This is a genomic window from Gemmatimonadaceae bacterium (assembly GCA_019752115.1).
Taxonomy (GTDB): Bacteria; Gemmatimonadota; Gemmatimonadetes; order Gemmatimonadales; family Gemmatimonadaceae; genus Gemmatimonas.
Genome location: JAIEMN010000023.1, coordinates 62,245 through 86,476, shown reverse-complemented (window position 1 = coordinate 86,476; position 24,232 = coordinate 62,245). Strand labels below are relative to the sequence as shown.

At 68.4% G+C, this 24,232-nt stretch carries 20 protein-coding genes, 1 tRNA gene and 1 riboswitch; of the genes, 3 read left to right on the top strand and 18 right to left on the bottom strand.

What is annotated here, in order from left to right; genetic code table 11:
* Positions 1–6 precede the first annotated feature (6 nt).
* From K2R93_12145 to K2R93_12095, 11 genes are all read right to left on the bottom strand, one after another.
* Entirely contained in the window at positions 7–2,130 is a 2,124-nt protein-coding gene (locus K2R93_12145; protein ID MBY0490583.1) for a homoserine dehydrogenase, read from the bottom strand.
* Positions 2,127–3,521 (bottom strand): O-acetylhomoserine aminocarboxypropyltransferase/cysteine synthase, encoded by a 1,395-nt coding sequence (locus tag K2R93_12140; protein MBY0490582.1) that lies wholly within the window; start codon positions 3,519–3,521, stop codon positions 2,127–2,129. Before K2R93_12140 ends, K2R93_12145 begins: the two co-directional genes overlap by 4 nt.
* Before the next feature lie 64 nt (positions 3,522–3,585).
* Positions 3,586–3,657, bottom strand: a riboswitch (SAM riboswitch).
* Positions 3,658–3,912: 255 nt separating this feature from the next.
* Positions 3,913–4,866 carry a carboxypeptidase-like regulatory domain-containing protein gene (locus K2R93_12135; GenBank protein MBY0490581.1) on the bottom strand — a complete coding sequence of 318 codons (954 nt, stop codon included), beginning with the start codon at positions 4,864–4,866 and terminating at the stop codon, positions 3,913–3,915.
* Positions 4,867–4,915: 49 nt separating this feature from the next.
* On the bottom strand, positions 4,916–6,160 hold the full coding sequence (locus tag K2R93_12130; GenBank protein ID MBY0490580.1) for an acetate kinase: 1,245 nt from the start codon (positions 6,158–6,160) through the stop codon (positions 4,916–4,918).
* 16 nt (positions 6,161–6,176) lie between these two features.
* Positions 6,177–6,554 carry a hypothetical protein gene (locus K2R93_12125; protein MBY0490579.1) on the bottom strand — a complete coding sequence of 126 codons (378 nt, stop codon included), beginning with the start codon at positions 6,552–6,554 and terminating at the stop codon, positions 6,177–6,179.
* A gap of 5 nt (positions 6,555–6,559) precedes the next feature.
* On the bottom strand, positions 6,560–7,687 hold the full coding sequence (gene purK / locus K2R93_12120) for a 5-(carboxyamino)imidazole ribonucleotide synthase (protein ID MBY0490578.1): 1,128 nt from the start codon (positions 7,685–7,687) through the stop codon (positions 6,560–6,562).
* A gap of 92 nt (positions 7,688–7,779) precedes the next feature.
* On the bottom strand, positions 7,780–8,259 hold the full coding sequence (purE, locus tag K2R93_12115; protein MBY0490577.1) for a 5-(carboxyamino)imidazole ribonucleotide mutase: 480 nt from the start codon (positions 8,257–8,259) through the stop codon (positions 7,780–7,782).
* A gap of 123 nt (positions 8,260–8,382) precedes the next feature.
* On the bottom strand, positions 8,383–9,558 hold the full coding sequence (locus tag K2R93_12110; protein ID MBY0490576.1) for a beta-lactamase family protein: 1,176 nt from the start codon (positions 9,556–9,558) through the stop codon (positions 8,383–8,385).
* Between the two features lie 115 nt (positions 9,559–9,673).
* Positions 9,674–10,642, bottom strand: a complete 969-nt coding sequence (locus tag K2R93_12105) for a hypothetical protein (GenBank protein ID MBY0490575.1) — start codon at positions 10,640–10,642, stop codon at positions 9,674–9,676.
* A gap of 8 nt (positions 10,643–10,650) precedes the next feature.
* Complete coding sequence (locus K2R93_12100; protein ID MBY0490574.1) at positions 10,651–12,114, bottom strand: insulinase family protein; 1,464 nt, start codon at positions 12,112–12,114, stop codon at positions 10,651–10,653.
* Positions 12,114–13,538, bottom strand: coding sequence for an insulinase family protein (locus tag K2R93_12095; GenBank protein MBY0490573.1), 1,425 nt, complete (start codon positions 13,536–13,538; stop codon positions 12,114–12,116). Before K2R93_12095 ends, K2R93_12100 begins: the two co-directional genes overlap by 1 nt.
* Positions 13,539–13,628: 90 nt before the next feature.
* Here K2R93_12095 and K2R93_12090 point away from each other — a divergent pair, with 90 nt between their 5' ends.
* Together K2R93_12090 and K2R93_12085 are read left to right on the top strand one after the other, a co-directional pair.
* Positions 13,629–14,975, top strand: a complete 1,347-nt coding sequence (locus K2R93_12090) for an amino acid permease (protein ID MBY0490572.1) — start codon at positions 13,629–13,631, stop codon at positions 14,973–14,975.
* Positions 14,972–15,841: an MOSC domain-containing protein gene (locus K2R93_12085; GenBank protein MBY0490571.1), complete on the top strand. Its 870-nt coding sequence runs from the start codon at positions 14,972–14,974 to the stop codon at positions 15,839–15,841. The genes K2R93_12090 and K2R93_12085 overlap by 4 nt, the downstream gene beginning before the upstream one ends.
* Here the strand turns inward: K2R93_12085 and K2R93_12080 are convergent.
* The 7 genes from K2R93_12080 to uvrA form a co-directional block, all read right to left on the bottom strand.
* Complete coding sequence (locus K2R93_12080) at positions 15,835–17,067, bottom strand: pilus assembly PilX N-terminal domain-containing protein (GenBank protein MBY0490570.1); 1,233 nt, start codon at positions 17,065–17,067, stop codon at positions 15,835–15,837. The genes K2R93_12085 and K2R93_12080 overlap by 7 nt on opposite strands.
* Positions 17,064–17,996: a prepilin-type N-terminal cleavage/methylation domain-containing protein gene (locus K2R93_12075; protein MBY0490569.1), complete on the bottom strand. Its 933-nt coding sequence runs from the start codon at positions 17,994–17,996 to the stop codon at positions 17,064–17,066. Before K2R93_12075 ends, K2R93_12080 begins: the two co-directional genes overlap by 4 nt.
* Positions 17,984–18,376: a hypothetical protein gene (locus tag K2R93_12070; GenBank protein ID MBY0490568.1), complete on the bottom strand. Its 393-nt coding sequence runs from the start codon at positions 18,374–18,376 to the stop codon at positions 17,984–17,986. Before K2R93_12070 ends, K2R93_12075 begins: the two co-directional genes overlap by 13 nt.
* On the bottom strand, positions 18,373–18,858 hold the full coding sequence (locus K2R93_12065) for a hypothetical protein (GenBank protein MBY0490567.1): 486 nt from the start codon (positions 18,856–18,858) through the stop codon (positions 18,373–18,375). Before K2R93_12065 ends, K2R93_12070 begins: the two co-directional genes overlap by 4 nt.
* A 112-nt stretch (positions 18,859–18,970) precedes the next feature.
* Positions 18,971–19,159 carry a hypothetical protein gene (locus K2R93_12060; protein MBY0490566.1) on the bottom strand — a complete coding sequence of 63 codons (189 nt, stop codon included), beginning with the start codon at positions 19,157–19,159 and terminating at the stop codon, positions 18,971–18,973.
* Positions 19,160–19,191: 32 nt separating this feature from the next.
* Positions 19,192–19,264: transfer RNA gene (locus K2R93_12055), tRNA-Asn, on the bottom strand.
* 109 nt (positions 19,265–19,373) lie between these two features.
* On the bottom strand, positions 19,374–22,208 hold the full coding sequence (gene uvrA, locus K2R93_12050) for an excinuclease ABC subunit UvrA (GenBank protein MBY0490565.1): 2,835 nt from the start codon (positions 22,206–22,208) through the stop codon (positions 19,374–19,376).
* Between the two features lie 72 nt (positions 22,209–22,280).
* Between uvrA and K2R93_12045 the strand changes: the two genes are divergently transcribed.
* Positions 22,281–24,194, top strand: coding sequence for an ABC transporter ATP-binding protein/permease (locus K2R93_12045; protein MBY0490564.1), 1,914 nt, complete (start codon positions 22,281–22,283; stop codon positions 24,192–24,194).
* Positions 24,195–24,232 lie beyond the last annotated feature (38 nt).

The following is a 24,232-nucleotide window of genomic DNA, read 5'->3' as shown; positions in this document are numbered from 1 at the left end:
CGGCCGTCAACGCGCCAACACGTCCGACAACACCGCTCCCGCGGTCGCGAGTCCACCCGCGCCCGGCCCCTGAAACACAATCGAGCCGGCCGACGCACTCTCGATCACAATGCGGTTGAAGGGCCCCTTCACCTGCGCCCACGCGTCGTCACCGGCGACCCGCGTGGGTTCGATGCGCGCGACGAGTTGCCCATCGATCAGCGTGCACGACGCGAGCAGTTTGACCTGATCCCCGTCGCGCGCCACGCTCGTCGCCCAGCGAGCCACCTCGGCATCGAGCCCGCGGCGATACACGAAGAGCGAGGCCGGCTCCACCCCGAACGCCAGCCACGCCAGAATGCGCAGCTTGTCTTCAGCATCCTGTCCGCTCAGATCACGCGTCGGATCGGCCTCGGCGTAGCCCAGCCGCTGCGCGGTGGCGACGGCATCGGCGAATGACGCGCCGGCGGTGATCTGTTCGAGGACGAAGTTGCTCGTGCCGTTGAGAATGCCACTGACCTTGGTGATGCCAACGCCAGCCGCACCGTTGCGGACACACCGCACGATCGGAATGGCGCCGCATACCGCGCCCTCAAAGTCGAGCCGCGTCTGGTGCGCCGCCGCCAGCGCGACGAGTTCGGCGCCGCGCTCGCCGAGCAGTGCCTTGTTGGCGGTCACCACGCGAATGCCACGACGGAGCGCGGTTTCCACGAGTCCGGCGGCCGTGGTCGTGCCACCGATCACTTCCACGAGCAGGTCCACATCGTCACCGAGCAGCGCGTCGGGGTCGGTGATGCATGCGGTCGCCGAGGTGAGGTGGCTCTCGACGGCGGCGCGCAGGGCAGGGCGCTCGCGCGCGGGATCGCGCACGAGCACGCGTTGCACCTGCACGTCCACGTCCGAACCTTCGCGCTCGCGCAGGAGGTCCAGCAGCGCACCGCCCACGTGGCCGCAGCCGGCAAGGGCAATGCGCAGCGTCTTGCGAGGCGTGATGACGGCATTGCGCGCGGGGGTCGCAGTCGCATTCGCATGTGCGGTTGCGTTCGCGAGCGCCACGGCGGGGCGTTGACGCCGGACCGGACGCGCTTCGGCGGCTGCGACGGCCGACGCGAGAATGCGGGCCACCCGTTCCGTCTCCAGCAGAAACGCGTCATGGCCGTGGATGCTCGGCAGGTCCGCGTAAGCCGCGTTCGCCGCATTCGTCCACTCGCGCACCGACTCGGCGGGGTAGAGCAGGTCGCCCGGAATTCCCACACCCGTGAGGCGATCGCGTACGGGGGCGAGCGCCGCCGAGATGCCACCGCGCCCACGGCCGATGTCGTGTGTATCCATGGCATCGATGAGGGCGCCATAGCTCGTGGCATCGAAACGCGCGACGAGCTTTTCGCCATGGATGTCCAGCCACTCGTTCACGCGAAAGCCACCGGCATCGCCCTTGGTGCGCCCGAAGCGGCGTTCGAGGCCCTCGGGCGTGCGATAGCTCAGCATGCCGACCATGCGCGCCAGCGCGAGGCCTTCGTGCGCGCCGCCCAGCGCCAGGGCGCGGCGCATGATGGCGTTCCACGCGAGCCCCTGCGCGGTCTGCGCAGCGGGCGCCGCGAGGGCCACGGCGCCCCGCACGCGGTCGGGGAAACTGGCGGCGAACTCCAGCGTGACCATCCCACCCAGGGAACCGCCACAGATCAGCAGCGGCGTGTCGATGTCCAGCGCGTCGAGCAGCTGGGCGAGGACCGCCGCCTGATCGCGCGTGCTGAATGGCGGCAGCGCATCCGGATCGTGGTTGCTGGGGCCGGTGGTGCCATCGCAGCCGCCCAGAAGATTCGGGCACAGGATGGCGTGCTTCGTGGGGTCGATGGCGGCGCCTTCGCCAATCACGCCCTTCCACCACTCGCTCGCGCGAGTCGTGCCGGTGAGGGCGTGCACCACCAGCACCACGTTGTCGCGCGCCGCATTGAGCGTGCCTTCGAGGCGATAGTGTACCGAGATCTGCTCGAGGCGCTCCCCGCTTTCGAGGGTGATACCGCGCAGCGTGGTGACCGCATCGTGGACGGGCCACGCCGGCGTGGAGACGCGCGCCGAGGCCGCGACCGGCGGACGCACGGCAGCGCGCGTGGCGCGCGGAGAGAGCAGGGAGGGCGGAACGGTGCTCATGCGGCGCTCGTCGTACGCTGCGGACCGGCAGCGGTGGTGCGGGTGGAATCGGTGGCGACCGCGGCGGCCAGCGCACGTGACAGGTCGGCAATCAGATCATCGGCGTCTTCGAGGCCCACCGACAGGCGTACCAGGTCGGGGGTGACACCGGCTGCCGTCCGTTCGCTTTCGGTGAGCTGCTCGTGCGTCGTGGTCCACGGGTGAATCACGAGGCTCTTGGCGTCGCCCACGTTGGCGAGGAGCGAGAACAGCTTCGTTTCCTTGATGAAGCGCCGCGCCGCCGCTTCACCGCCACGCACGCCAAAGGTGAGCACGCCGCCAAAGCCGCCGGTGAGATATCGGGTCGCATTGCCATGCGTGGCGTGCGTGGACAACCCGGGATACTTCACCCACGACACCGCCGGATGCGCCGCGAGGAACTCGGCGACGCGCAGCGTGTTCGCGCTGTGCTGGCGAATCCGGAGCGGCAGCGTCTCGAGCCCCTGCAGGAACAGGAAGCTGTTGAACGGCGAGAGCGCGGCGCCGATATCGCGCAGCAGGAGCACGCGCAGCCGCACCGCGAAGGCGATGTTGGCGCCGCCCACGTTGCCGAACGCCTCGCTGAACCGGAGGCCATGATACGCCGGCTCCGGGTCCGCGTAGAACTTGCGAAAGCGCGCCGTGGCGCCCCAGTCGAAGCGCCCGGCGTCGACGATGACGCCGCCGATGCTCGTCCCGTGGCCGCCGATCCACTTGGTTGCGCTGTGAAGCACGATGTCCGCGCCATGCTGAATGGGCTTGGAGAGCAGCGGCGCGAACGTGTTGTCCACCACGAGCGGCAGACTGAACTCATGCGCGAGGCGAGCCAGTGCTTCGAGGTCCGGCACGTCGAGCGCCGGATTGCCCACCGTCTCCACGTACACCGCGCGCGTGTTCTCGTCGATCGCGGCCGCCACGGCTTTGAGATCGTGCACGTCCACGAAGCGTGTGCGGATCCCGAGGCGGGGCAGGGTGTGCGTGAAGAGCGCCACCGTACCGCCATAGAGCGACTGCGACGCCACGATGTTCTGCCCCGCTTCGGCGAGGTTCAGAATGGCGAGCGTCTGCGCCGCCTGACCGCTGGCAACGGCCACCGCGGCCACCCCGCCTTCGAGTGCGGCGATGCGCTTCTCGAAGACGTCGGTCGTGGGGTTGTTGATGCGGGTGTAAATGTTGCCGAACGCCTTGAGACCGAAGAGATCGGCGGCGTGTTCGGGGCTGTCGAACACGAACGAGCTGGTGGCGTAGATCGGCACGGCGCGCGCGCCGGTGGCGCTATCGGCGGCCTCCTGGCCCACATGCAGGGCCAGCGTGTCATCCGCGAGCGGACGGTCGAACGACAGCGAATTCGCGTGCGTGGGGGTAGCAGACATCGGGCACTCTCCAAAGGAGCAGGTGAGTGCCGCCCTTCAACAACGAAGCGCCCAGCGACAAGGCCGCCGGGCGCTCGCGGTTTAGCTCTTTGTTTAACGTGGCGGCAATCGGCGGCAAATCACCACGGACCCGTCAGGGGGTCGATCTTCAGTTGTGCACAGCGGCTTCCCCCATCACGCCGACGCGGGGGCCGGAAACGCCAACGGCCCGCGTCGATTGTGTCGTCGCGGGCCGTCGGACCACGACTTAGACGGATGTTCAACGCCGTTGGCGTTGAGCACGCGGCCCGTCAAATCGGGGGAAATCGCCGCGCACACTTGAGTATCGGCAGACCCGGTGGGAAAAACAAGTAGGGGTTCGCCGGACAACGACCGCGCGGCGTCGGCGCGCTTACTGCCGCAGCCAGGCGATATAGGGGCAGGTCATGCCACTGCCCCCGTTTCCACGCGGCGTCATACCGTTGAGCGACGTGCGCGTGTTGCGCGCCGGGCGGGCGATGTTCGCCTCCAGAAACTCGATGTCATCGATCGGAATGCTCCAGAGCGGCGCCCAGGCCGGACCGCCGTTGATCTTCACACAGACGTCCGGATCGAGCGGTTGAGCCGTCAGCTGCGCGAGAATGCGCACCGGATCGTCGATGCCCAGGCGGCGAAGATCGTCGCGCGTGAACACCTTGTTGTACACGGCGCTGGCCACGAGCAGGCGCTCATGGAGGTTGCCAAGATTCCACTGACGCATGATCTCGATCGCGTCCATGCGGCGCATCTCCGGGAGCAGCGCGGTGATCTTGCGACCCGCGTCGGGCGCGATGCTGACGCCCACGGCCTGTCCGCGGAATCCCTTCGCCTCGATGCGCACCATGTAGCTGCCGGGCTTCAGCGGCAAGCGAAACTGCCCGAGCGAATCGGTGAACGCCACCAATCCGGTGCCCAGCACTTGCACCTTGGCGCCGAGAATGGCGCGATACGTGGTGTCTCCCACGATGCCGGACAGGCCGAGCTCGCTGGCCACGCTGGTCATCGCCGGAAGGACCACGGCGAACTGCAGCAATTCGAGGCGTGTCGAAGACGTGGAATCGGCGCGCACGAAGAGATCGATACCAACGGAGACGTAGCCGATCGCGCGGGCCGTGATGCGGACGGCGCCCGTCTTGACGCTATCGAGGAGGAACGTGCCGTCGTCGCGGGTCCGCACCTGACGACGTTCGCCGAGCAGGAGGACCGTCGCGTTCGCCATGGGGTTGCCGGTGGTGTCCACGACGACGCCGGCGATGCGACCGAATCCCGCCGGTGTCCGCTGGGCGAACATCGGCGCAGCCCACAGCGCGATCGCGAGCGCGAGCATCGAGCGCAACCCGGCGACGACACGTCGTGTCGTTGCGCGCGCCGCTTCGTCACATCGGCAGCGGAATCCCCGCCACCACGCGGTACGTGTCCCGGGCAATCAGCAATTCCTCGTCGGTGGGCACCACCCACGCCTCGAGCCGCGAGCCCGTCGTGGAGAAGCGCCCCTCCTTGCCACCGACCAACGCGGCATTGGCGCCAACATCCAGCTCAAGCCCGGCCCACGCAAGCCCGTCGCAGATCCGCGCCCGGATCTCCGCCGAGTTCTCGCCCACGCCGCCGGCAAAGACCACCGCATCGGCGCCGCCCATCGCGGCCAGGTACGCCCCGATGTATTTCCGCGCGCGGTAGCAGAAGATCTCGATCGCGAGGCGGGCGCGCCGATCGTCGTGCTCGTGCGCTTCCGCCAGCAGGTCGCGCATGTCGTTGGTGAGCCCGGAGAGCCCAAGCAGCCCCGACTGGTTGTTGAGCAGGGCTTCCACCTGCGGCAGGCTCAGCCCTTCCTTGGCGGCGATATAGTCGAGGAGCGCGGCGTCGATATCGCCGGCGCGCGTGCCCATCACCAGCCCTTCGAGTGGCGTGAAGCCCATGCTGGTGTCGATCGACTCGCCCCCCTTGATCGCACACGCCGAACAACCGTTGCCGAGGTGCAGCGTGACGATGTTCACCGCCTCACGCGAGCGGCCGGTGAGCTTGCGGAAGCGATAGGCAATCGAGCGATGCGACGTGCCGTGGAAGCCGTACCGGCGCACCTGATGCCGGCGGTAGAGCGGGTAGGGAATGGCGTAGAGAAACGCGTGCTCGGGGAGCGTGTGATGGAACGCCGTGTCGAACACCGCGACCTGCGGCACGCCCGTGCCAAGCGCCGCCCGCACCGCCTCGATGCCGCGCAGGTTGTGCGGGTTGTGCAGCGGCGCGAGTTCGATGGTGTCTTCGATGCCGTGCATCACGGCGTCGTCGATCAGCACGCTCGACCGAAAGCGCTCGGCGCCGTGCACCACGCGATGTCCCACGGCGTGCAGGTCGCCGCGGCTGGTGAGACCCGTCCCCGCCTCCGGCGAGGTGACAAAGCCCACGAGCCAATCCACCGCCGTCCGCAGGTCACGCAACGTCGCCGTGCGTTTGCGCACCGTGCCGTCGGCGTTGCGCAGCGTGATGACCGACTCCCCGCCAATCCGCTCGATCTGCCCGCGCACGAGCTTTTCGTCGCAGTCCTGCGCGATGCGGTCGCTGTCGGTGACCACGACCTGAAACTTGAGCGTCGCCGAACCGGCGTTGAGGACGAGGATGTTCACAGGATCGCGGGTGGCGTCAGAAGGGCTTGTAGAGCGCCATGTAGACGGCCACGCCGGCCAGGAGCGGCAGCCCCACAAACAACGGACGCGCGAGTGCGGGCCGCCGGTACGGGAGCAGCACCACTCCGCTCAGGATCACCCAGATGATGAGCTTGGTCCAGAGCCAGCCGGGGAAGTTGCCGCCGTGCTGAAAGCCGATGCGCGCCAGCATGCCAAAGCCACCCACGAGAATGAGCAGGGCACCCACGCCATGCACGCTCGTCACGAGCTTGCGGGTGTCGCTGCTGGCCTTCGTGCCGCCGTTGGCGGCATGCACCGTCACGCCACCAATGGCGACGAACAGCATGGCAATGCCAATCAGATGGACCACTTCGTAGAAATCGCGTGGAAACATGCGGATTAACGGGTGAGACTGGCGAGCACGGGTTCGTGCACGTCAAAGCTGTTCACGGTACCGGGCGACAGGCGGCGATAGCTCTCCAGCACGCGGCCAAGGGCTTCCTGCGACGTTGCCCCAACGGCCGAGAGGTGGCCCATCTTGCGACCGGCGCGCGCCCCGGCCTTGCCATACAGATGCAGGCGCGAGCCCGGCACCTCGAGGGCCGCGGTGACCTGTGGCGCGCCATCCTGCACCCACACATCGCCCAGCACGTTCACAATGGCCGACGGGGCGTACACCTGCGCGTCACCCAGCGGCAGATCGCAGATCGCGCGCACCAGCTGCTCGAACTGGCTCGTGCCCACGCCCCGCTCGCTGTGGTGATACGTATTGTGCGGCCGCGGCGCGAGCTCGTTCACGAGCAGCTCACCGCTTGTCGTGACGAAGCACTCCACGGCCAGCAGTCCCACAATGCCAATGCGCTCGGCGATCCCGCGCGCCAGCGCCTGCGCCTTGGTCGTGAGGTCGTCGGAGATCACCGCCGGAATCACGGCCCACGTGAGGATGCCGTTCGTGTGGTGATTGCGACTCGGCGGATACACCACGACCTCGCCACCGGGGCGGCGCGCCACGAGGACCGAGATCTCGAAGGCGATGTCCACCATCTTCTCGACGAGGCACGTGCGCCCGCCCAGCGCCTCCCAGGCCTCGGCGGCCTGCTCCGGCTCACGCAGCCGCACCTGGCCGCGGCCGTCGTAGCCACCGTGCGTGCTCTTGGCGATGCACCGGCCGTGCGTGCGCACCGCGTCGGCCACATCGTCGGCGCTCTCAGCCGCCACGAACGCGCCCAACGGGAATCCTTCGCGCGCGAGCCACTGCTTCTGGCGGATGCGGTCCTGAATGACGTAGACGGCATCGCGCCCCGGTCGCAGCGGCACGCGGGCGGCCACCGCATCGAGCACGTCCGGATGGATCTGCTCGATCTCGAGCGTCACCACATCGCATTCGGAGGCCAGCGCAATGGCGGCCTCCACATCGCTGAACTTGGCGGTGATGGTGCGCGAGGCGACCGGTCGGCTCGCGCACTGCGCCTCCGGATCGAGTACCTGAATGTCGTAGCCCATCGAGCGCGCGGCGTAGGCCGTCATGCGCCCCAGCTGGCCACCGCCCAGAAAGCCAATCGTCGCGCCCGGTCCGATGAGGCCTGGCGTATGGGTGGTGCGTGGTGTCACGCCGTCACTCACGGCTGAATGGCGTTGGGCGCCGGCAGCGGGCGGGCGAGCGCTTCGGCGGCCTTCACGCGGCGGCGGTTGGTGAGGCGCTCGTGCAGCGCCGGATCGTGCGCCGCGAGCATCTGCGCCGCATAGAGCGCCGCATTGGAGGCGCCCGGCTTGCCCACCGCGAAGGTGGCGACCGGCACACCGGCCGGCATCTGCACGATGGAGAGCAGGGCATCGAGCCCGTTCAGCGCGGTGGCCACCACCGGCACACCGAGGATCGGCACCAGCGTCTTGGCGGCGAGCATGCCCGGCAGATGCGCCGCCCCGCCGGCGCCGGCGATGATGGCGCGGATGCCGCGGCCATGCGCCTGCTCGGCGTATTCAAAGAGCCAGTCCGGCGTGCGATGCGCCGAGACGACCCGCGCTTCGTACGGGATCTCGAGTTCGGCGAGGATTTCGCACGCCGGCGCCAGCGTGTCATAGTCGCTCGCACTGCCCATCACGACGCCAACGAGAGGCGTCGTGGCGGTGGCGAGTGCATCGGGGGCGTCGGGCACAGCAGCTCCGGATGAGGGTTCGGGGGCGTCTTCCCGGTGCGAAAACGCCCCCGCGCGTCCCCCAAGTTACCGGAGCCGGGACGCCCCTCCAACCCGCGGCCCGAGGAGGGCCTCGAGGAACGCGAGATCGGTGAACTGCCGCCCGCCCGTGATGGGCCCCATCCGCACCACGATCAGCTCCATCGAGGGGATCACGTAGAGGCGCTGCTTGCCCATCCCGGCGGCCATGAAGAGGTCCGCGGGCATCCACGCGGGCATTGGCGCGCCCGGCCCGGTGCCAATGCGGCTGCCCTCCTCGCCGCCACCGCCGCCGCCACGGCGGGCTGCCCGGGCGCGCCGTAACGCCCCGAGGCGGCCGCCGAGGCCACCCGCGCGGCCACCGGCGCGGCCTTTTCCACCGGCCCCGCCCATGCGGCCACCTCCGATTCCGCCGCCATCGGCCTGCTCAATGCCCATGGCCGGATTGCGTTGCAGCGCCGCCCCCACGAGCCACCAGCTCATGCCGTAGTTCGGATTGGCGCCCGATGGCTGATAGAGCTCGCGCACCAGTCCTGGCGGGAGGATACGGCGTCCGTTGTACTCGCCATCGCGCCGGACGAACTCGCCGAACACCGCCCAGTCGCGCGCCGTCGTGCTGGCGCCACCCGCCAGCTGCGGCTTGCCGTCGCCGCACTTGAGCACCCAGTCCACACGGATTCCGAGCGGCTTGAGAATGCGCCGCTCGAGGTAGTCCTCAAAGCGCTCACCGGTGACCTTCTCGATCACCGCGCCGCCCACGATGAACGGATACGGGCCATAGCGGAACTGTTCCCCCGGCGCGGCAAACGTGCCCGCGTTGATCGCATCAGTCCACGTCTTGCCCGGGCCGCCGCACCCTGTGCCGGGGTTGCCGCTCTGCATCCCGCTTTCGAGCGAGAGCACCTGCCGCACGGTGATGCGCTGCTTCGCCGGATCGTTCCGCCATTCGGGGAGATAGTCGCCGACCGGCCGATCCAGATTGAGCTTCCCATCAGCCACCGCCGCGAGCGCGGCGACGCCGACAAAGCTCTTGCTTCCACTGGCGAGCCCGGAGCGCTTCGACGCGCTCCCGCCGGCCATGTAGGTCTCGTACACAGTGCGCCCCCGATGCATCACGAGGACGGCCTGCCCATCGGTGGACGCCGCATAGTTCGCCGCCCGCGCAAACGCCGCCGAGTCCGGCACCTGCAGCAGCAGCGCAAAGAGAGTGGAAATGGCAATCATGCCCCAATAGACGAAACGGCGGGCCCCGCGTTAAGCGAGCCCGCCGTTCGTAGTTCCTCGTCGTCCAGCTTCCGCCGTTCAGCTTCCGCCGTTCAGGCTTCCGCCGTCCCCGCCATCAACCCCCCGGCGGCGGCTTCGGCCCCACCACCGGCAAATCCGCCCGCCCGCTCCACTCCTGGAACGACCCGTCAAACATCCGCGCGTCGTACCCCAGCAGAGTCGCCACGAACCACAGCACTGTGGCCTGCTGCCCGATGTGGCAGTACGTGATCACCGGCTTGTCGCCGGTCACGCCGGCATTCACGAACAGCGTCTTGAGTTCGGCCGCCGGCTTCACGAACCCGCCCGCACTCACCGTGTTGAGCGGGATGTTCACCGCATTCGGGATATGCCCCGGACGCGGATAGCCGCCCCCCTGACCGTTGTAGAAGTTGGCCAGTCGGGCATCCACCAGCGCCCGCGAGCCGTCCTTCGAGACGCGCTCGACCTCGGCGATGTACGCAATGAGATCGGCGCGGAGGCGCGGCGTGAACGTCGCGGCGGCCGCGGGCGCCGGCGCGGCGGTGCTCACGGCCCGCTTGTCGCTCTTCCAGCCCAGAAATCCGCCATCGAGCAGTGACGTGCGGTCACCGGCGCCCAGATAACTCAGCGTGAAGAACACGCGCGTGGCCGACTGGATGTTCGCATCGTGCGCGATCACCACGATGCGGGTCTTGTCGCCAATGCCGTTCTTCTCGGCCCACGCCTTGAGCTGCGCCTCGCCGGCCATCTGCAGCGAGAGGCCGCCTGGCGTGGTGGGCAGCGAGATCTCATCGAGCGCCACATGACGCGCGCCGGCCACGTGGCCGCTGTCGTACTGCGCCTTGGAACCGACATGCAGCGCGACGACATCCTTGTCGTTCAGGTGTTCGGCGAGCCACGCGCCGCTCACCAGCATGGGCGCGGCGTTGGCGGCGCGCGCGTTCGGGCGCGCACCGACCCGCGCCGCCGGCGTCGGCGCCGCACCAGTGCCGCTCGTACCGCCGGCACAGGCGCCGAGCAGGGCCAGCGACGCGCACACCATCGCGCGACGGGTCATGGGCATGGCGGCGCTCACGGCGTGATCACCGGACGCCCACGGGCATCGCGCACTTCCACCGGCGCGATCTTCGTGGCCTTGAGACCCGCTTCGATGCTCGCCCGGTCACCGGCAATGACGATCGTGAGGTGATCGGGATCGAGATACTTGTTCGCCACCCGCTGCACGTCCGCCGCGGTGACGTTGCCGATGCCACCGTTGAACGCCGTGAGCGTGCTGAGCGGCAGGCCGTACGGAATGAGCGAGGCAATCTGGTTGGCAATGTCGCCCGTGCTCTCGAACCGATCGGCGTACCCGAGCTGCAGGTACCGCTTGGTCTTGGCCAGCTCCGTCGCCGGCAGCGGCTTCCGAATGGCCTTGAGTTCGTTCATGAACTCGATCATCGCTGAGTCGGTCTTGGCCGAGACGACTTCGGAGCTCGCCACGAACGGGCCGGCTTCACGTCGCATGGTGAAGCGCGAGCTCGCCCCGTAGGTATAGCCCTTCTTTTCCCGCAACGTGTTGTTGAGGCGCGCCGTGAACGAGCCACCGAGCGCGGTGTTGAGCACGGTGAGCGGGAAGTAGTCGGGGGTGCTGCGCGCCACCCCGATCGCCCCCACGCGGAACGAGCTCTGCGCGGCCTTGGGCTTGTCCACGATGTAGATGGTCGTGGGCTTGGGAGCCATCTTGTTCGACGCATACACCGGGCGGGGCGGCAACGGCGCCTGCTGCCAGCTGCCGAAGGCGCGCGTTGCGAGCGCCTGTGCCTCCGCAAACGAGAGATCGCCCACAATCACCAGCGTGGCGTTGTTCGGGCGGTACCACGCCTTCCAGAAGGCCTTGGCATCGTCGAGCGCGACGGCCTGCGCCGACTCGGTCGTGCCGCGCGTGCTGCGGCCGTACGGATGCTGCTCGGTGTAGAGCAGGGCGGCGAAGGCGCGGTCGGCGAGCGCCGGACCGCGATCCTGCTCCTGCAGCAGCGAGGTGCGCCACTGGTCGCGGAGTCGCGTGAACTCCTTCTCCGGGAAGGTGGGCCGCAGGACCACGTCGGCCATCAGCGCCATGCCGCTGTCGAGCGTGGCGCGCGCCGCGTGGAGGAATACCTGGCTCTGCTCGAAACCGGCGGTGGTCCCGAGGCCAATCGCGAGATAGCCGATCTGGTCGGCGAGGCCCAAGGCATCACGCGACCCGGCTCCTTCGTCGAGCAGGTCGGCGGTCAGCGTGGCCACGCCTTCCTTGCCCTTGGGGTCCGCTTCCGAGCCGGTGCGGATCACGAGCTGCGCATCGACCACCGGAATCTCGTGCTGCTCCACGAACACCAGCTTGAGCCCGTTGGGGAGCGTGTGCTCCATGGCCTTGGGCAACGTGAGCGCCTTGGGGGCCGCCAGCTTGGGCGGCGTCGTGCTCGCCGCCTGCACGGTGGCCTGCGCCGCGAGCGCCACCGGCGCGCTGACCATCGTGCCGATCGCGAACGAGCGGAGGATCTGGGAACGCGTCATTACTTGGCCCCTCCGGCGGGCGTGGTGAGCGCGAGGTCCTTCTTCCCCTCGGGCACAACGGTGAGCACGATCTTGGGCTGCTGCACGAGGTACTGCTGGGCCGCGCGCTGAATGTCGGCCGCGGTGAGCGCCTCGTAGCGCGCGAGGTCCTGGGCCATGTAATCCGGCGTGCCGGTGAAGTAGTTGTAGTAGCTGAGCTGCGACGCCTTGCCGAGCACACTGGACAGGCGATCGAGCATCGACGCCCGCACGCCGTTCTTGACGCGCGTCAGCTCCCGATCGGTGATGCCGTTGGTGGCAATGTCGCGAATGGTCTTCGCGATCTCCGCATCGAGCTCCCGCGGATGCACATTGGGCTTGGCGGTGGCGCTCAGCAGCAGCAGGCCGTCCAGCTTGTTCGACTGGTTGCCGTAGTTCACACTCGCCGCGATCTGCTTTTCGTACACGAGCGTCTTGTACAGGCGCGAGCTCTTGCCGTTGGCGAGAATCTCCCCAAGGGCCTCGAGCGCCGCATCATCCTTCGAAAAGGCCTTCACGCCGTGCCACGCATAGTACACGCGCGGCAGCTGCACGCGGTCCTCCATCACCAGCACCGTGTCCTTCGTGAGGCGCACCGCCGGCACCGTGGGGCGCACCGGCGCCTCGACGCGCGGAATCCGGCTGAAGTACTTCGATACCCACGCCTTGGCCGAATCGGGGTTGAAGTCACCGGCGATGGTGATGGTGGCGTTGTTGGGCGCGTAGTAGCGGCGGAAGAAGTCCTTCACATCGTCGAGCGCGGCGGCGCTCAGATCGGACATCGACCCGATCACCGGCCACGAGTACGGGTGATCGGCGGGGAACATCACCGGCAGCAGCGTTTCGAAGGCGCGCCCGTACGGGACGTTGTCGTAGCTCTGGCGGCGTTCGTTCTTCACGACGTCGCGCTGCAGGTCGAGCTTGGCCTGATCCATCGTGGGGAGCAGCCACCCCATGCGATCGGCATCGAGCCAGAGCATGAGGGGCAGGGCATTCGATGGGCCGGTCTCGTAGTAGTTGGTGCGGTCTTCGGTGGTCGAGCCGTTGTTGCTCGCGCCCGCGGCCTCGAGCCATTCGTCGAACTTGCCGACAGGCACGTTCTGCGACCCCATGAACATCACGTGTTCGAACAGATGGGCGAAGCCGGTCCGCCCCTTCTTCTCGTCGCCCGAGCCCACCTTGTAGAACTGCTCGACGGCCACGATCGGGACCGAGCGATCCACATGCAGAATGACCTCGAGGCCGTTGGGCAGGGTGTACTTCTCGTGGGGAATGCTCGGCGCTTTCTGCGCGACCAGCGCGAGGGGGCGCACGGCCAACGCGATCGCCAGCAGGGTATGGCCGACGGCGCGCCCCAGCGGGCGGCGCGGGCGCTGGGCAGGACGACGGATCAGGTCGACGGACATTGGGAAACGGAAGAAGTGGGACGGGCTGGAGCCACCGGCGACTGAAACCGCTGGTAGCGCCTGAAATGTACATGGGACACTTTGGGCCCCATGTCCGTTCACTACGCCGCCAAGCTCGGCACGTTTTCAGGCACCATGCTGGTCGTCGGTGGCATCATCGGGGCGGGCATTTTCCTGTCGCCGGCCGTGGTGGCCCAGCGGGTCGGCACCGCCCCGCTCACCCTCGGGGCGTGGGGGCTTGGCGCCCTCGTGGCCATCATCGGCGGCTTTGTGTACGCCGAGCTGGGGGCGCGCCGCCCGCAGGCCGGCGGCACCTACGTGTACCTGCGTGACGCCTACGGCACCCTCCCCGCCTTCCTGTACGGGTGGGCGCTGTTCCTGATCATGGCCACCGGCGCCATCGCGGCCGTGGCCATGACCGGCGCCAACTATCTCGCCGACCTCCTCGGGCTGGGCGCGGGCGCCGGTCGCCCCATCGCGATCACGCTCATCGCGGTGCTCACCCTGCTCAACGTGCTCGGCGTGCGCATCGGGGCCACCACCGGCAATGTGCTCACGGTGCTCAAGCTGGCCGCGATCGCGGTGCTCGTCGTGGCCGCCCTCTCCTTCACGCCGCAACACCCCTCGCCGGTGGTGATCGACCCGGCAGCCGTCCCGCAGCCCCCGGCCGGCGCGTGGGCCACGGTCGTGGCGATGGGCGCCGCGCTCGTCCCCGTGCTCTTCTCCTTCGGGGGATGGCAGCAGACGAACGCCGTGGCCGAGGAACTGATCGACCCGGCCCGCACGCTGCCACGCGCCCTCATTCTGGGCGTGCTGATCGTGGCGGCGACGTACCTGCTGGTGAATCTCGCGTACTTGCGCGCGCTGGGGCTCGACGGGCTCGCCGCCAGCCGCGCGCCGGCCGCCGACACGATGTTCGTGTATCTCGGTGCGACCGGTCGCACGCTCATCACGGCGGGCATCGTGACATCCACCGTGGGCTTTCTGGGGATGGTCATTCTCATGTCGGCGCGCGTGTACCAGGCCATGGCGGCCGACGGGCTCTTCTTCCGCAGCATGGCCACGTTGCACCCCCGCGCGCAGACGCCGGTGGCGGCGCTGCTCGCGCAGGGCGCGGTTGCGCTGGCGTTGCTCCTCACCGGCACGTATGGCCAGCTGCTGGACTATGTGGTGTTTGCGGACTGGATCTTCTTTGGCTCCACGGCGGCGTCGCTCTTTGTGCTTCGCGCGCGCGATGGCGCCGGCCAGCAGCCCTCGGTGAAGGCGTGGCTCCACCCGGTGAGTACGGCCATCTTCGTGGCGGCCGCGATCTACGTGGTGATTGGCTCGATCGTCTCCAATCCGGGCAATGCGCTGCGCGGCGCCATCCTGCTGGCGCTGGGGCTCCCGGTGTACGCGTACTGGAATCGCCAGCGCACGGCGGCCGGCCGCGCATGACGCCCGTGCCGCGGGTCGCCGCCCTCACGATCTATCCGCTCAAGTCGGCGGCGGGGATCGAGGTGAGTGCGATGGAGCTCGACGCGTGGGGCGCGGTGGGCGATCGTCGGTGGCTGCTCGTCGACGACGCCGGGCAGGCCATCACCGCCCGCACCGTACCGGCGCTGCTCACCATCGCCCCGCAGGTCGTGGACACGGCGCGCGATGGGACGATGACGCTCACCGCGCCCGGGCGCTCGCCCATGGTGGTCCCGGTGCCGGAGGCGAGCGCGCCGCTCGTGCCGGTGCAGATCTGGGATGATGCCGTCGTGGCGCGGGCCGCGAGCCACGAGGCCAGTGCGTGGTGCGCCGATGTGCTCGGGCAATCGTGTCGGCTGGTACGGGTGAGCCGCGAGACCCAGCGCCCGTTGGCGCCGCGCTTTGCCGGCCCGCTCCCGTTTGCCGGGCGGCATGTCACGTTCACCGACGGGGCCCCGCTGCTCGTGCTGGGGCTCGCCAGCATCGAGGCACTCAATGCGCGACTCGTGGAGCAGGGGGCCTTCGCCCTGATGGACCGGCGGCGCTTCCGGGCCAATATCTGGCTCGACGGCCTGGCGCCGCATGCCGAAGACACGTGGCGCGCCGTGCGCATCGGCGACGTGGCGCTGGGCCTCGGCTCACGCTGTCCACGCTGTGTGCTGACCACGATCGACCCGGACACCCTTGAACGCGGCGCCGAACCGCTGCGCACCATGGCGACCTATCGCCGAGAGGGCGGGGGCGTGGTGTTCGGGATCAATACGACGCACGCGGACCCGGGATGGATCCGCGTGCGTGATGAGGTCACCGTGGATGCGATGCGTGAGGACGCACCACCCGCTCAGTAGATCTGCGCCCAGCTGCGTTCTCGGGTGCGGGTCAGGATCGCCGAGCCGCGCAGCGCGGATTCCACCGCGCACTTGGACCACTGGAAGTTCGAGTTACCGGTGATGGAGTTCGGGTCGGTCACGTCGGCGTTGCGCGACATGACCGAGCCCCACATGTCGAATGTGCCATTGCCCTTCACGATGTCGTCACGGGCGATGATCAGGCCGTACCACTGAAAGTTGCCGTTCAGTCGCACGTCGCCATTCACGAGCAGGATGCCCTGGCCGCGGCCCTTGCTGAGCCCAATGCTGCCGGACGCGTAAATGATCGGGAAGTAGTCCTTGCAGCCAGCGACATAGGTCACGCCGCCGCCGCCGACGCGCAACGGTTCGCCCCAGTTCTCAATGCCCGAATAGTCACACGTCGTCGCCGTGCCGACCGGCTCGGGCCCGTACGTACCGCCCGGGAGCGTGATGTCCGCGTTGGCGACGAGCGTGTTCCAGCTTTCCGTGCCGTATCGGACATACGTGTTCGAGTCACCGGCCGCCACATCGGCGTTGATGCCGTTGGTGACCATGTTGGCCTTCTGAATCGACACCGACTTGCCCGGTGCATAGCTGATCGCGAAGGTGTCGCGCCCGGCGATGTTGGCGCACTGGGTCCAGCCGGCGGGGTTGGTGTTGATCCCCGTGATGGCGGCCGATCCCTTGACGTCGATGTTGCCGGCGGTGGTGATGGCCCCGCCCGGATTGATGGTCGGATACGCAATACGCACGATCACCTGCGTCTGCCGCTGCGCTTCCATCTGGTCGATGCCAATCGAGGCACGGCCCACCGAGCGCACGGCGAACGTGTTCTGCGTCAGCCGCTGGATGTACACCTTGGCGGTGTCGAGGTTGGCGACGAACACGTTCGACGAATCGATCGCGCCAATCGCCATGCCCGTCGGCGGCGGCAGGTTGCGGCTGCGGTTCCAGTTGGAGATTTCGGAGTTGAGCCCGAACTCGGCCACCGCAAACGCGCGCTGTTCGACCAGCGAATTGCGACCGCCGCGGAACTCCTGCATCGCGGTGAAGATCGCGCCGGTCGAAAGCACACCGAGCACGACGATGATCAGGGCGATCACCATGGCGATGCCCTGTCGGGCCCGCAGTCGAACCGCTGGGGTGGGATACGCCGGTCGCGCGGTGTCGCCGTCGGTGGCTCGGCGGCGGGTGAACATGAGACGAAGGGTGCGCTGGATCATTGCCGGTTCCTCAGGGCGATGCGGAAGAGGACGGAATCCGTGTTCGACGTGTTCGTCACCCCGAAGGTGCCCGAACTGTTGAGGCCCGTGGCGCGCAGTCGCAGATCGATGCGCGCGATGCGTCGGCTTTGCGCGACATCGGTGACGGCGGCGCCGGTACTGTCGTACATCGCGAGGCGGATGCCACTCGACCCCAGGTTCGTCGGCGCCGCGTACGGCCCGCTGACCCAGGTGGCCGCGCTCCAGGCGCCGTTGACGTATTCACTGCGGGCCAGATAGTAGCGACTGGTCGAGCCCTGCTGCTGCAGTTCGTACTTGGTGGAGCGCGTGAAGCGAAGCGCGGCACCGGCCACCACCGAGTCCGGTACGTTGGGCGTGACGGTAAAGCGCCACCGCGCCTTGTTCACATCGAGCGCGGCATCGGTATAGGGCGACCCGGCGCAGTACCCGGTCGAGGACTGCACCGCGGTGATGCGAAGCGGCGTCCACACATCGTCTTCGGCACCGCGCGACAGACTGTCGTTGAACGCCCAGATCGTGTCGCCGATCGCGGGCTGCGAGTACCACCCGGACAGCGAGTTCCGCGCCATGTTCGTGGGCGGGATATCGATGGAGTTGTTCGTGCGGGCGCACACCACGCCAATCCCCAGCACCGAGCGGAAGGTGATGGAGTTCGCGTCAAACGTCCGGATGTCGCCTCCGGAGGAGGAGATCGAGCGCAACTCGGCGGGCAGCAGGCTCAGCGCCGTGCGCAATTCGCGGCGCATGCCCATCTGCTCGTTGGTCCGCTGGTAGAAGCGCTGCTGCCCGAGCATGAGGCGCGAGGCCACCAGGCCAATGACGCCCATCATGACGAGCGCAATGAGCAGCTCCACGATCGAGAAGCCGCGCCGGCCGCGCGGCAGGGCGGTCGACCTCAATCGCGGCATGGGACCACCATCCGGTAGCGGAGCTGGTTCGTGCGACGGGGCACGGTGATGCGCACGTCGAGCGTCTTGATGTTGCGCCCATCGGTGACCGTCCAGACTTCCTGGACGCCACGGAAGGTGCGCGAGCCGCCGGAGGCCTGCAGCTGCGTGCAGGCGAGGCTGGTCAGCGAGTCCAGACGCGCCTGTGCCATGGTAGCGGCGAGGGTCTGCGCATTGCCGCCGCCCACCTCCCGTGCCACGGCACCGGAGGAGCCGAGGAGCGCCGAGACGGCGACGAGGAGCATCACGCACGACACCAGGACTTCGATGATCGTGAAGCCGCCACGGGTGGTGCGCCGTCGCGGCGCGCGCGCCGCGGTCTGCGGTGGGCAGGTGGTCATAGCGTGCACCCCTTCTGCATGATCACACCGGCCCGGCTGACGCAGAGCGTGTCGGCATAGCCCGGCATGGACAACTCGTACTTGAGAATTTCCGCCGGCACGGGCGACAGCAGCCCGCGCGCGTCGTAAACCAGCGCCGCCGGCGCATTGCCCAGCGGCGTGAGCGTCAGCCCCGTGTCGTCAAAGCGAACCGGCCCGGCGACGCGCACCCAGTTGCCGGCGAGGCCGGTCTGAGCCCACACGGTCGCGATGTTGGAGCCGGTCACGAGCACCGCCGACTTTCCCTTGAGCAGTGCCGCCGCGCGCGCGCTGGCCACCACGCTCGAAAGCTGCTGTCGGCCGGCGCGCAGCGTGGTGCCGTACTTGATGGTCGAGAAACGGGGCAGCGTGATCGCGAACAGCACGCCCGTCACGACCACCACCATGATCAATTCGATCGTGGTGTACCCCGCCTGCCGTCGGCGTCGCGTGAATCGGAGCATATCGATTGGGCTCAGTGAACAACGGTCGTGAGCACCCGCGGCTCCGTTCGAGTCGCGCGGCTCAACGCCTGCAATGCTTCACTGACACGACGCCTCACGCGATAGCACGTCATCACCGATGCTCGCTTTGCACGAACACCGTGATGACGTTGTCCGCGCGCGAAACACGCGGCGGCATAGATGTTGAGATGTTCATGAACATGCATTCATTCAGCGCGCGTTCGCGCCATCGGGGCTCCGCCAGATCCGCCGCCCGCGTCGCGCCCGGCACAACAAAAACGCCCGCGGCCGATGTGGCCACGGGCGTTCCTGTGTATCGACTTGTGTTGACAGCTCCCGGGGAGGGACTCGAACCCCCGACAGGGTGATTAACAGTCACCTGCTCTACCACCTGAGCTACCCGGGAATAGCACCCCGGCTCGGCCATGCCAACCGGCCGCACCAGAGCCTCGTATTATCACCGGGCCGATTGCCGGAGTCAAGCCGCACGAGGCAATCGCTTGCGGGACCGCCGTTTACGACGTGGGCAGCACCGTCGCCAGCCACTTGCCGGTATGCGAACCCGCGTGCCGCACGATCTCCTCGGGGCGCCCCGCGACCACCACGCGCCCGCCGCCGTCGCCGCCATCGGGGCCCAGGTCCACGATCCAGTCGGCGAGCTTGATCACATCCAGATGATGCTCGATCAGCAGCAGGGTATGGCCCTGATCCAGCAGGCGCTCAAACACCTGGGCCAACCGGCGGATGTCCTCGAGATGGAGGCCGGTGGTGGGCTCATCCAGGACGTACAGTTTGCGCGCGGCGCCTTTCGCGGTGAGCGCCAGCTCGCGCGCGATCTTGAGGCGCTGCGCCTCGCCGCCGCTGAGCGTCGTCGCCGGTTGGCCCAGGCGCAGATACCCCAGGCCGACCTGCTGCACATGCCAGAGCGCCTGCGCGAGTTTGTCTTCGCGGGGGAAGAAGCGAATGGCTTCGTCGACCGTCAGCTCGAGCACGTCGGCGATCGTTTTGTTCTTGACGCGGACCTCCAGCACCTCGGGCTTGAAGCGCTTGCCGCCGCAGGCGTCGCAGGGCACGAAGACGTCGGCCATGAACACCATCTCCACTTCGATCGCGCCGGCCCCCTCGCAGGTCTCGCATCGCCCGCCCGCCACATTGAAGGAAAAGTGGCCAGGCCCGTAGCCCCGCGTCTTCGACAGCGGCGTTTCGGCGAACAGCTTCCGGATTTCGTCGTACGCCTTCACGTATGTCACCGGATTCGAGCGGGGAGACTTGCCGATCGGGCTCTGGTCCACGAGCACCACATCATCGAGATGCTCGGCACCGGTGAGGCTGGTGTAGCTGCCGACGGTCTCCCCCAGATGCTCCTTGGCCGAATGCTCGCCGTGCAGCGACGACTCCAGCGCGTGAAAGAGCACATCGTGCACGAGTGTGCTCTTGCCCGAGCCTGACACCCCCGTCACTACCGTCATCGCCCCGAGCGGAATGCGCAGGTCCACACCGTGCACGTTGTGCGCGCGGGCGCCGGTGAGCTCGAGCCAGCGTGGTCCCACCGGGCGGCGGTGCGCCGGCACCGGAATCGTGCGCGCGCCGGTGAGGTACTGACCGGTCAACGGGCTCTGCGCGACGTCGCGCATCGGGCCACTGAACACCACCTGGCCGCCATGCTCGCCTGCGGCCGGGCCCATCTCCACCATGTGGTCGGCGATGCGCATCGCCTCCAGGTCATGCTCCACCATGATGACGGTGTTGCCGAGCTCCCGGAGCCGCACGAGCAGCGTGAGCAGGCGATCGAGATCGCGGGGATGCAGGCCGATGCTCGGCTCGTCGAGCACATAGGTCGCGTCCACGAGCGCGGCCCCAAGCGCATTGGCCAAGGTGATGCGCTGCGCTTCGCCGCCCGAGAGCGTGCGGGTCGCGCGATCGAGCGTGAGGTACGTGAGTCCGACGTCGCTCAGAAAGCGGGTGCGCGCGCGGGCCTCCCGCAGCACCGTGTCGGCGATCTGCGCATCCGCCCCGGTGAGCGACAGGTCGTCCAGCCACGTGCGCAGGTCGCGGACCGGCAGGCGCGCGACATCGGCAATGGTGCGATCGGTCACGCGGACCTGCAGCGCATCCGGTTGCAGCTTGGTGCCGCCGCAGCTGCGGCAGTCGCGGGCACTCTGGTACTGCCGCAGGAAGATGCGGATGTACTGCTTGTACTTCTTCTCCTCCAGCGCGTCGAGGAAGGGATAGATGCCGGTATACGCGCGCGTTTTGGCGTGCAGGAACTGTTCGCGCGCTTTCGCCGGCAACTGCTTCCACGGTGTATCGGGGCTTACCCCGATCGTGCGGGCAAACTCCACCACCAGCCGGCGCTGCTTTTCGTAGCGCGGCGCCGTCCACGGGTCGATGGCGCCCTCGCGCACCGAGCGCTCCTGATTGGGGACGATCAGCGCTTCGTCGTAATCGAGCGTGGCACCGAATCCGTTGCAGGTGGGGCAGGCGCCGCGCGGATTGTTGAACGAGAACAGCTGCGGCGTGGGCAGCGGCGCGCGCGTCCCGTCATTCGGGCACTCGAAGCGTTCGGTGAACGACAGCCGCGGCGTGGGGCGGTCGCCGGCCACGAGTCCGGCCGGCGGCTGCACCGGTTCGGGGAAGAGCAGCACCGCATCGCCGTCCCCCTCGTTGAACGCGGTCTGCACGGCGTCGGCGATGCGTCCGCGGCTCGTGCTCTCCACGCGCAAGCGGTCGATGACCACGAGCACGTCGGCGGCGCTCGCCAGGTCCAGCACCGCCGGCGTGAGCTCATCGAGGTGATGCACGGTCGTCCCCACGGCCACGCGCACGAATCCGCGGGCGCGCAGATTCTCGGCGATCACGGCATGCGTGACCTCGGTGGAGCGCACCAACGGGCAGGCGACCATGAAGCGCGTGCCCTCCGGCAACGCCAGCGCGATATCCGTGACCGACTGCACCGTATCCGGCTTGAGCTCGCGGTTGCAGACCCGGCAGTAGGTGCGCCCCACGCGGGCCCAGAGCAGGCGGAGATAGTCGTAGATCTCGGTCGCGGTTCCCACGGTGGAGCGCGACGTGCGCGTCGGATTCTTCTGCTCGATCGCCACGGCTGGCGAGAGGCCGTCCACCGAGTCGACCGCCGGCTTCTCCATGCGCTCGAGGAACTGGCGCGCGTACGCCGAGAGCGACTCCACGTAGCGCCGCTGTCCTTCGGCATAGATCGTGTCGAACGCCAGCGACGATTTCCCCGACCCCGACACGCCGGTCACCACGGTGATGGCCCGTCGGGGGAGGTCCAGGTCGAAGCCTTTGAGATTGTGCTGCCGGGCCCCGCGGATACGGATCTTGTCCTTCATCCCCGGAAAACTATCGGGACCGCCAACCGGGTCCCGCGAATTCCGGTCCCGCTCCGCTAGATTGCGCCGGGCATGGCTGCCGTAGCTGGATCCGGATCTCCCGACGACGACGCGCTGGGGAAGGCGTACGACGCGCGTCTCGTGCGGCGTCTTCTGGTATACGTGCGTCCATACCGGCCGCTCATGCTGGCAGCGCTCAGCTGCATTGCGGTCGCGGCGGCCATGCAACTGGCGGGCCCCTTCCTGACGCGCTGGGTCATCGACCGGGCGCTCCCCACCCGCGACGGTGGGCTGGTGACGCGGGTCGCCCTCGCGTTCGCCGCGTTGCTGGTGGTCCAGTTTGCCGCCGCCTTCGGCGAGAACTGGTTCACCTCGCTGCTCGGGCAGCGGGTGATGCGCGATCTGCGGGATGCGGTCTTTGCCCGACTGCAGGCGCTGCCCATCAGCTACTTCGACCGGACCCCGGTCGGGCGGCTCGTCACCCGCGTGACCAGCGATGTGGAGGCGCTCAACGAGCTCTTCACCGCGGGCGTCGTCTCGGGCCTGGGGGATCTGTTCACGCTGCTTGCCATCGGCGTGGCCATGCTGGTCGTCAACTGGCGGCTGGCCCTGGCGGCGTTCGTCGTGATCCCGTTCGTGCTGCTGGCGTCGCGCCTCTTCCAGCAGCGGGTGCGAAACGCGTACCGGGAGATCCGCGCGCGCCTGGCCCGGCTGAATGCCTTCCTCGGCGAGCGCCTGGCCGGGCTGCGCATCGTGCAGCTCTTTGGGCGCGAACCACGCGAGATCGCGCGCTTCCAGACTCTCAATCAGGAGCATCTGGATGCGCACCTGCGCTCGATCACGGTCTATGCGCTGTACTTCCCGGTCATCGAGTTTCTGACCACGCTTGCCCTCGCGAGCCTGCTGATGACGGCGGGGGAGCAGGTGGGCTCGGGTGCTCTCACCGTGGGCACCGTCGCGGCATTCCTGCAACTCGTGCGTCGCTTCTTTCAGCCGCTGCAGGACCTCTCGGAGAAGTACAACATCCTGCAGGGCGCCATGGCGGCGGCCGAACGGATCTTCGGCCTGCTCGATACGCCGGAGGCACCGGGGCTCGCGCCCACGGCGAACCGGATGGAGCGCGTCGCCGCGCTGCGGGCGACCGGGGTCACCGTCACCTTCGACGACGTGTGGTTCGCGTATGGCCGGGAGGGGGGCGTGACCGAGGAGAGCGCGACCGATGCCGCGCCGACCCCGGTCGCGACGTCCGACGAGCCCCGGTGGGTGCTGCGGGGCGTGTCGTTCACCGCCGCACCCGGGCAGTCCATCGCGCTGGTGGGGCATACCGGGGCCGGCAAGACGACCATCGTCAACCTGCTCCTGCGCTTCCACGAGCCACAGCGCGGCCGCATTCTGGTCAATGGCACGGACATTCGGGAGCTGCCCGTGGACGTCCTGCGGTCGGTCGTCGGGTATGTCCAACAGGACATCTTCCTCTTTGCCGGCGATATCGCGAGTAATCTCCGGCTCTCTGCCGCCATCGACGACACCGCCTTGGCCGCCGCCGCCGCACGGGTGGGTGCCGACCGGGTGATCGACCGGCTGCCACAGGGATGGCGTCACGAGCTGGGCGAACGCGGTGGCGGCGTCAGCGTCGGAGAGCGTCAGCTGCTCGCCTTCGCCCGCGCTATTGCGGCTGATCCCGCGCTCCTCATCCTGGACGAAGCCACCAGCGCCGTCGATTCGCACATCGAGGCCGAGATCCAGCAGGCCGTGTCGGCGCTCATGGCCGGCCGGACCACGCTCGCGATTGCCCACCGCCTGAGCACCATCGTGCACGCCGACGAGATCCTGGTGCTCCATCACGGCGAGGTCGTCGAGCGCGGCACCCACCGTGCGCTGGTGGCCGCCGGTGGCCTCTATGAGCGGCTCTTTCGGCTGCAGGCCGGCGATTTGCGGCCAGCGACCTCGTCGCCACGCTTGCCAACCGGCGCAACCTTCGGGTAGCTTCGCTCTCGGCTTTCGCCGTACGCGCAGCACGCAGT

Bases quoted from the DNA above. Each gene is read 5' to 3' on its own strand.
- K2R93_12145 (MBY0490583.1), bottom strand. From the start codon at position 2,130: ATGAGCACCGTTCCGCCCTCCCTGCTCTCTCCGCGCGCCACGCGCGCT.
- K2R93_12140 (MBY0490582.1), bottom strand. From the start codon at position 3,521: ATGTCTGCTACCCCCACGCACGCGAATTCGCTGTCGTTCGACCGTCCG.
- K2R93_12135 (MBY0490581.1), bottom strand. From the start codon at position 4,866: ATGCTCGCGCTCGCGATCGCGCTGTGGGCTGCGCCGATGTTCGCCCAG.
- K2R93_12125 (MBY0490579.1), bottom strand. From the start codon at position 6,554: ATGTTTCCACGCGATTTCTACGAAGTGGTCCATCTGATTGGCATTGCC.
- purK (MBY0490578.1), bottom strand. From the start codon at position 7,687: ATGACGGCCTACGCCGCGCGCTCGATGGGCTACGACATTCAGGTACTC.
- purE (MBY0490577.1), bottom strand. From the start codon at position 8,259: ATGGGCAGTGCGAGCGACTATGACACGCTGGCGCCGGCGTGCGAAATC.
- K2R93_12110 (MBY0490576.1), bottom strand. From the start codon at position 9,558: ATGATTGCCATTTCCACTCTCTTTGCGCTGCTGCTGCAGGTGCCGGAC.
- K2R93_12105 (MBY0490575.1), bottom strand. From the start codon at position 10,642: ATGCCCATGACCCGTCGCGCGATGGTGTGCGCGTCGCTGGCCCTGCTC.
- K2R93_12100 (MBY0490574.1), bottom strand. From the start codon at position 12,114: ATGACGCGTTCCCAGATCCTCCGCTCGTTCGCGATCGGCACGATGGTC.
- K2R93_12095 (MBY0490573.1), bottom strand. From the start codon at position 13,538: ATGTCCGTCGACCTGATCCGTCGTCCTGCCCAGCGCCCGCGCCGCCCG.
- K2R93_12090 (MBY0490572.1), top strand. From the start codon at position 13,629: ATGTCCGTTCACTACGCCGCCAAGCTCGGCACGTTTTCAGGCACCATG.
- K2R93_12085 (MBY0490571.1), top strand. From the start codon at position 14,972: ATGACGCCCGTGCCGCGGGTCGCCGCCCTCACGATCTATCCGCTCAAG.
- K2R93_12080 (MBY0490570.1), bottom strand. From the start codon at position 17,067: ATGATCCAGCGCACCCTTCGTCTCATGTTCACCCGCCGCCGAGCCACC.
- K2R93_12075 (MBY0490569.1), bottom strand. From the start codon at position 17,996: ATGCCGCGATTGAGGTCGACCGCCCTGCCGCGCGGCCGGCGCGGCTTC.
- K2R93_12070 (MBY0490568.1), bottom strand. From the start codon at position 18,376: ATGACCACCTGCCCACCGCAGACCGCGGCGCGCGCGCCGCGACGGCGC.
- K2R93_12065 (MBY0490567.1), bottom strand. From the start codon at position 18,858: ATGCTCCGATTCACGCGACGCCGACGGCAGGCGGGGTACACCACGATC.
- uvrA (MBY0490565.1), bottom strand. From the start codon at position 22,208: ATGAAGGACAAGATCCGTATCCGCGGGGCCCGGCAGCACAATCTCAAA.
- K2R93_12045 (MBY0490564.1), top strand. From the start codon at position 22,281: ATGGCTGCCGTAGCTGGATCCGGATCTCCCGACGACGACGCGCTGGGG.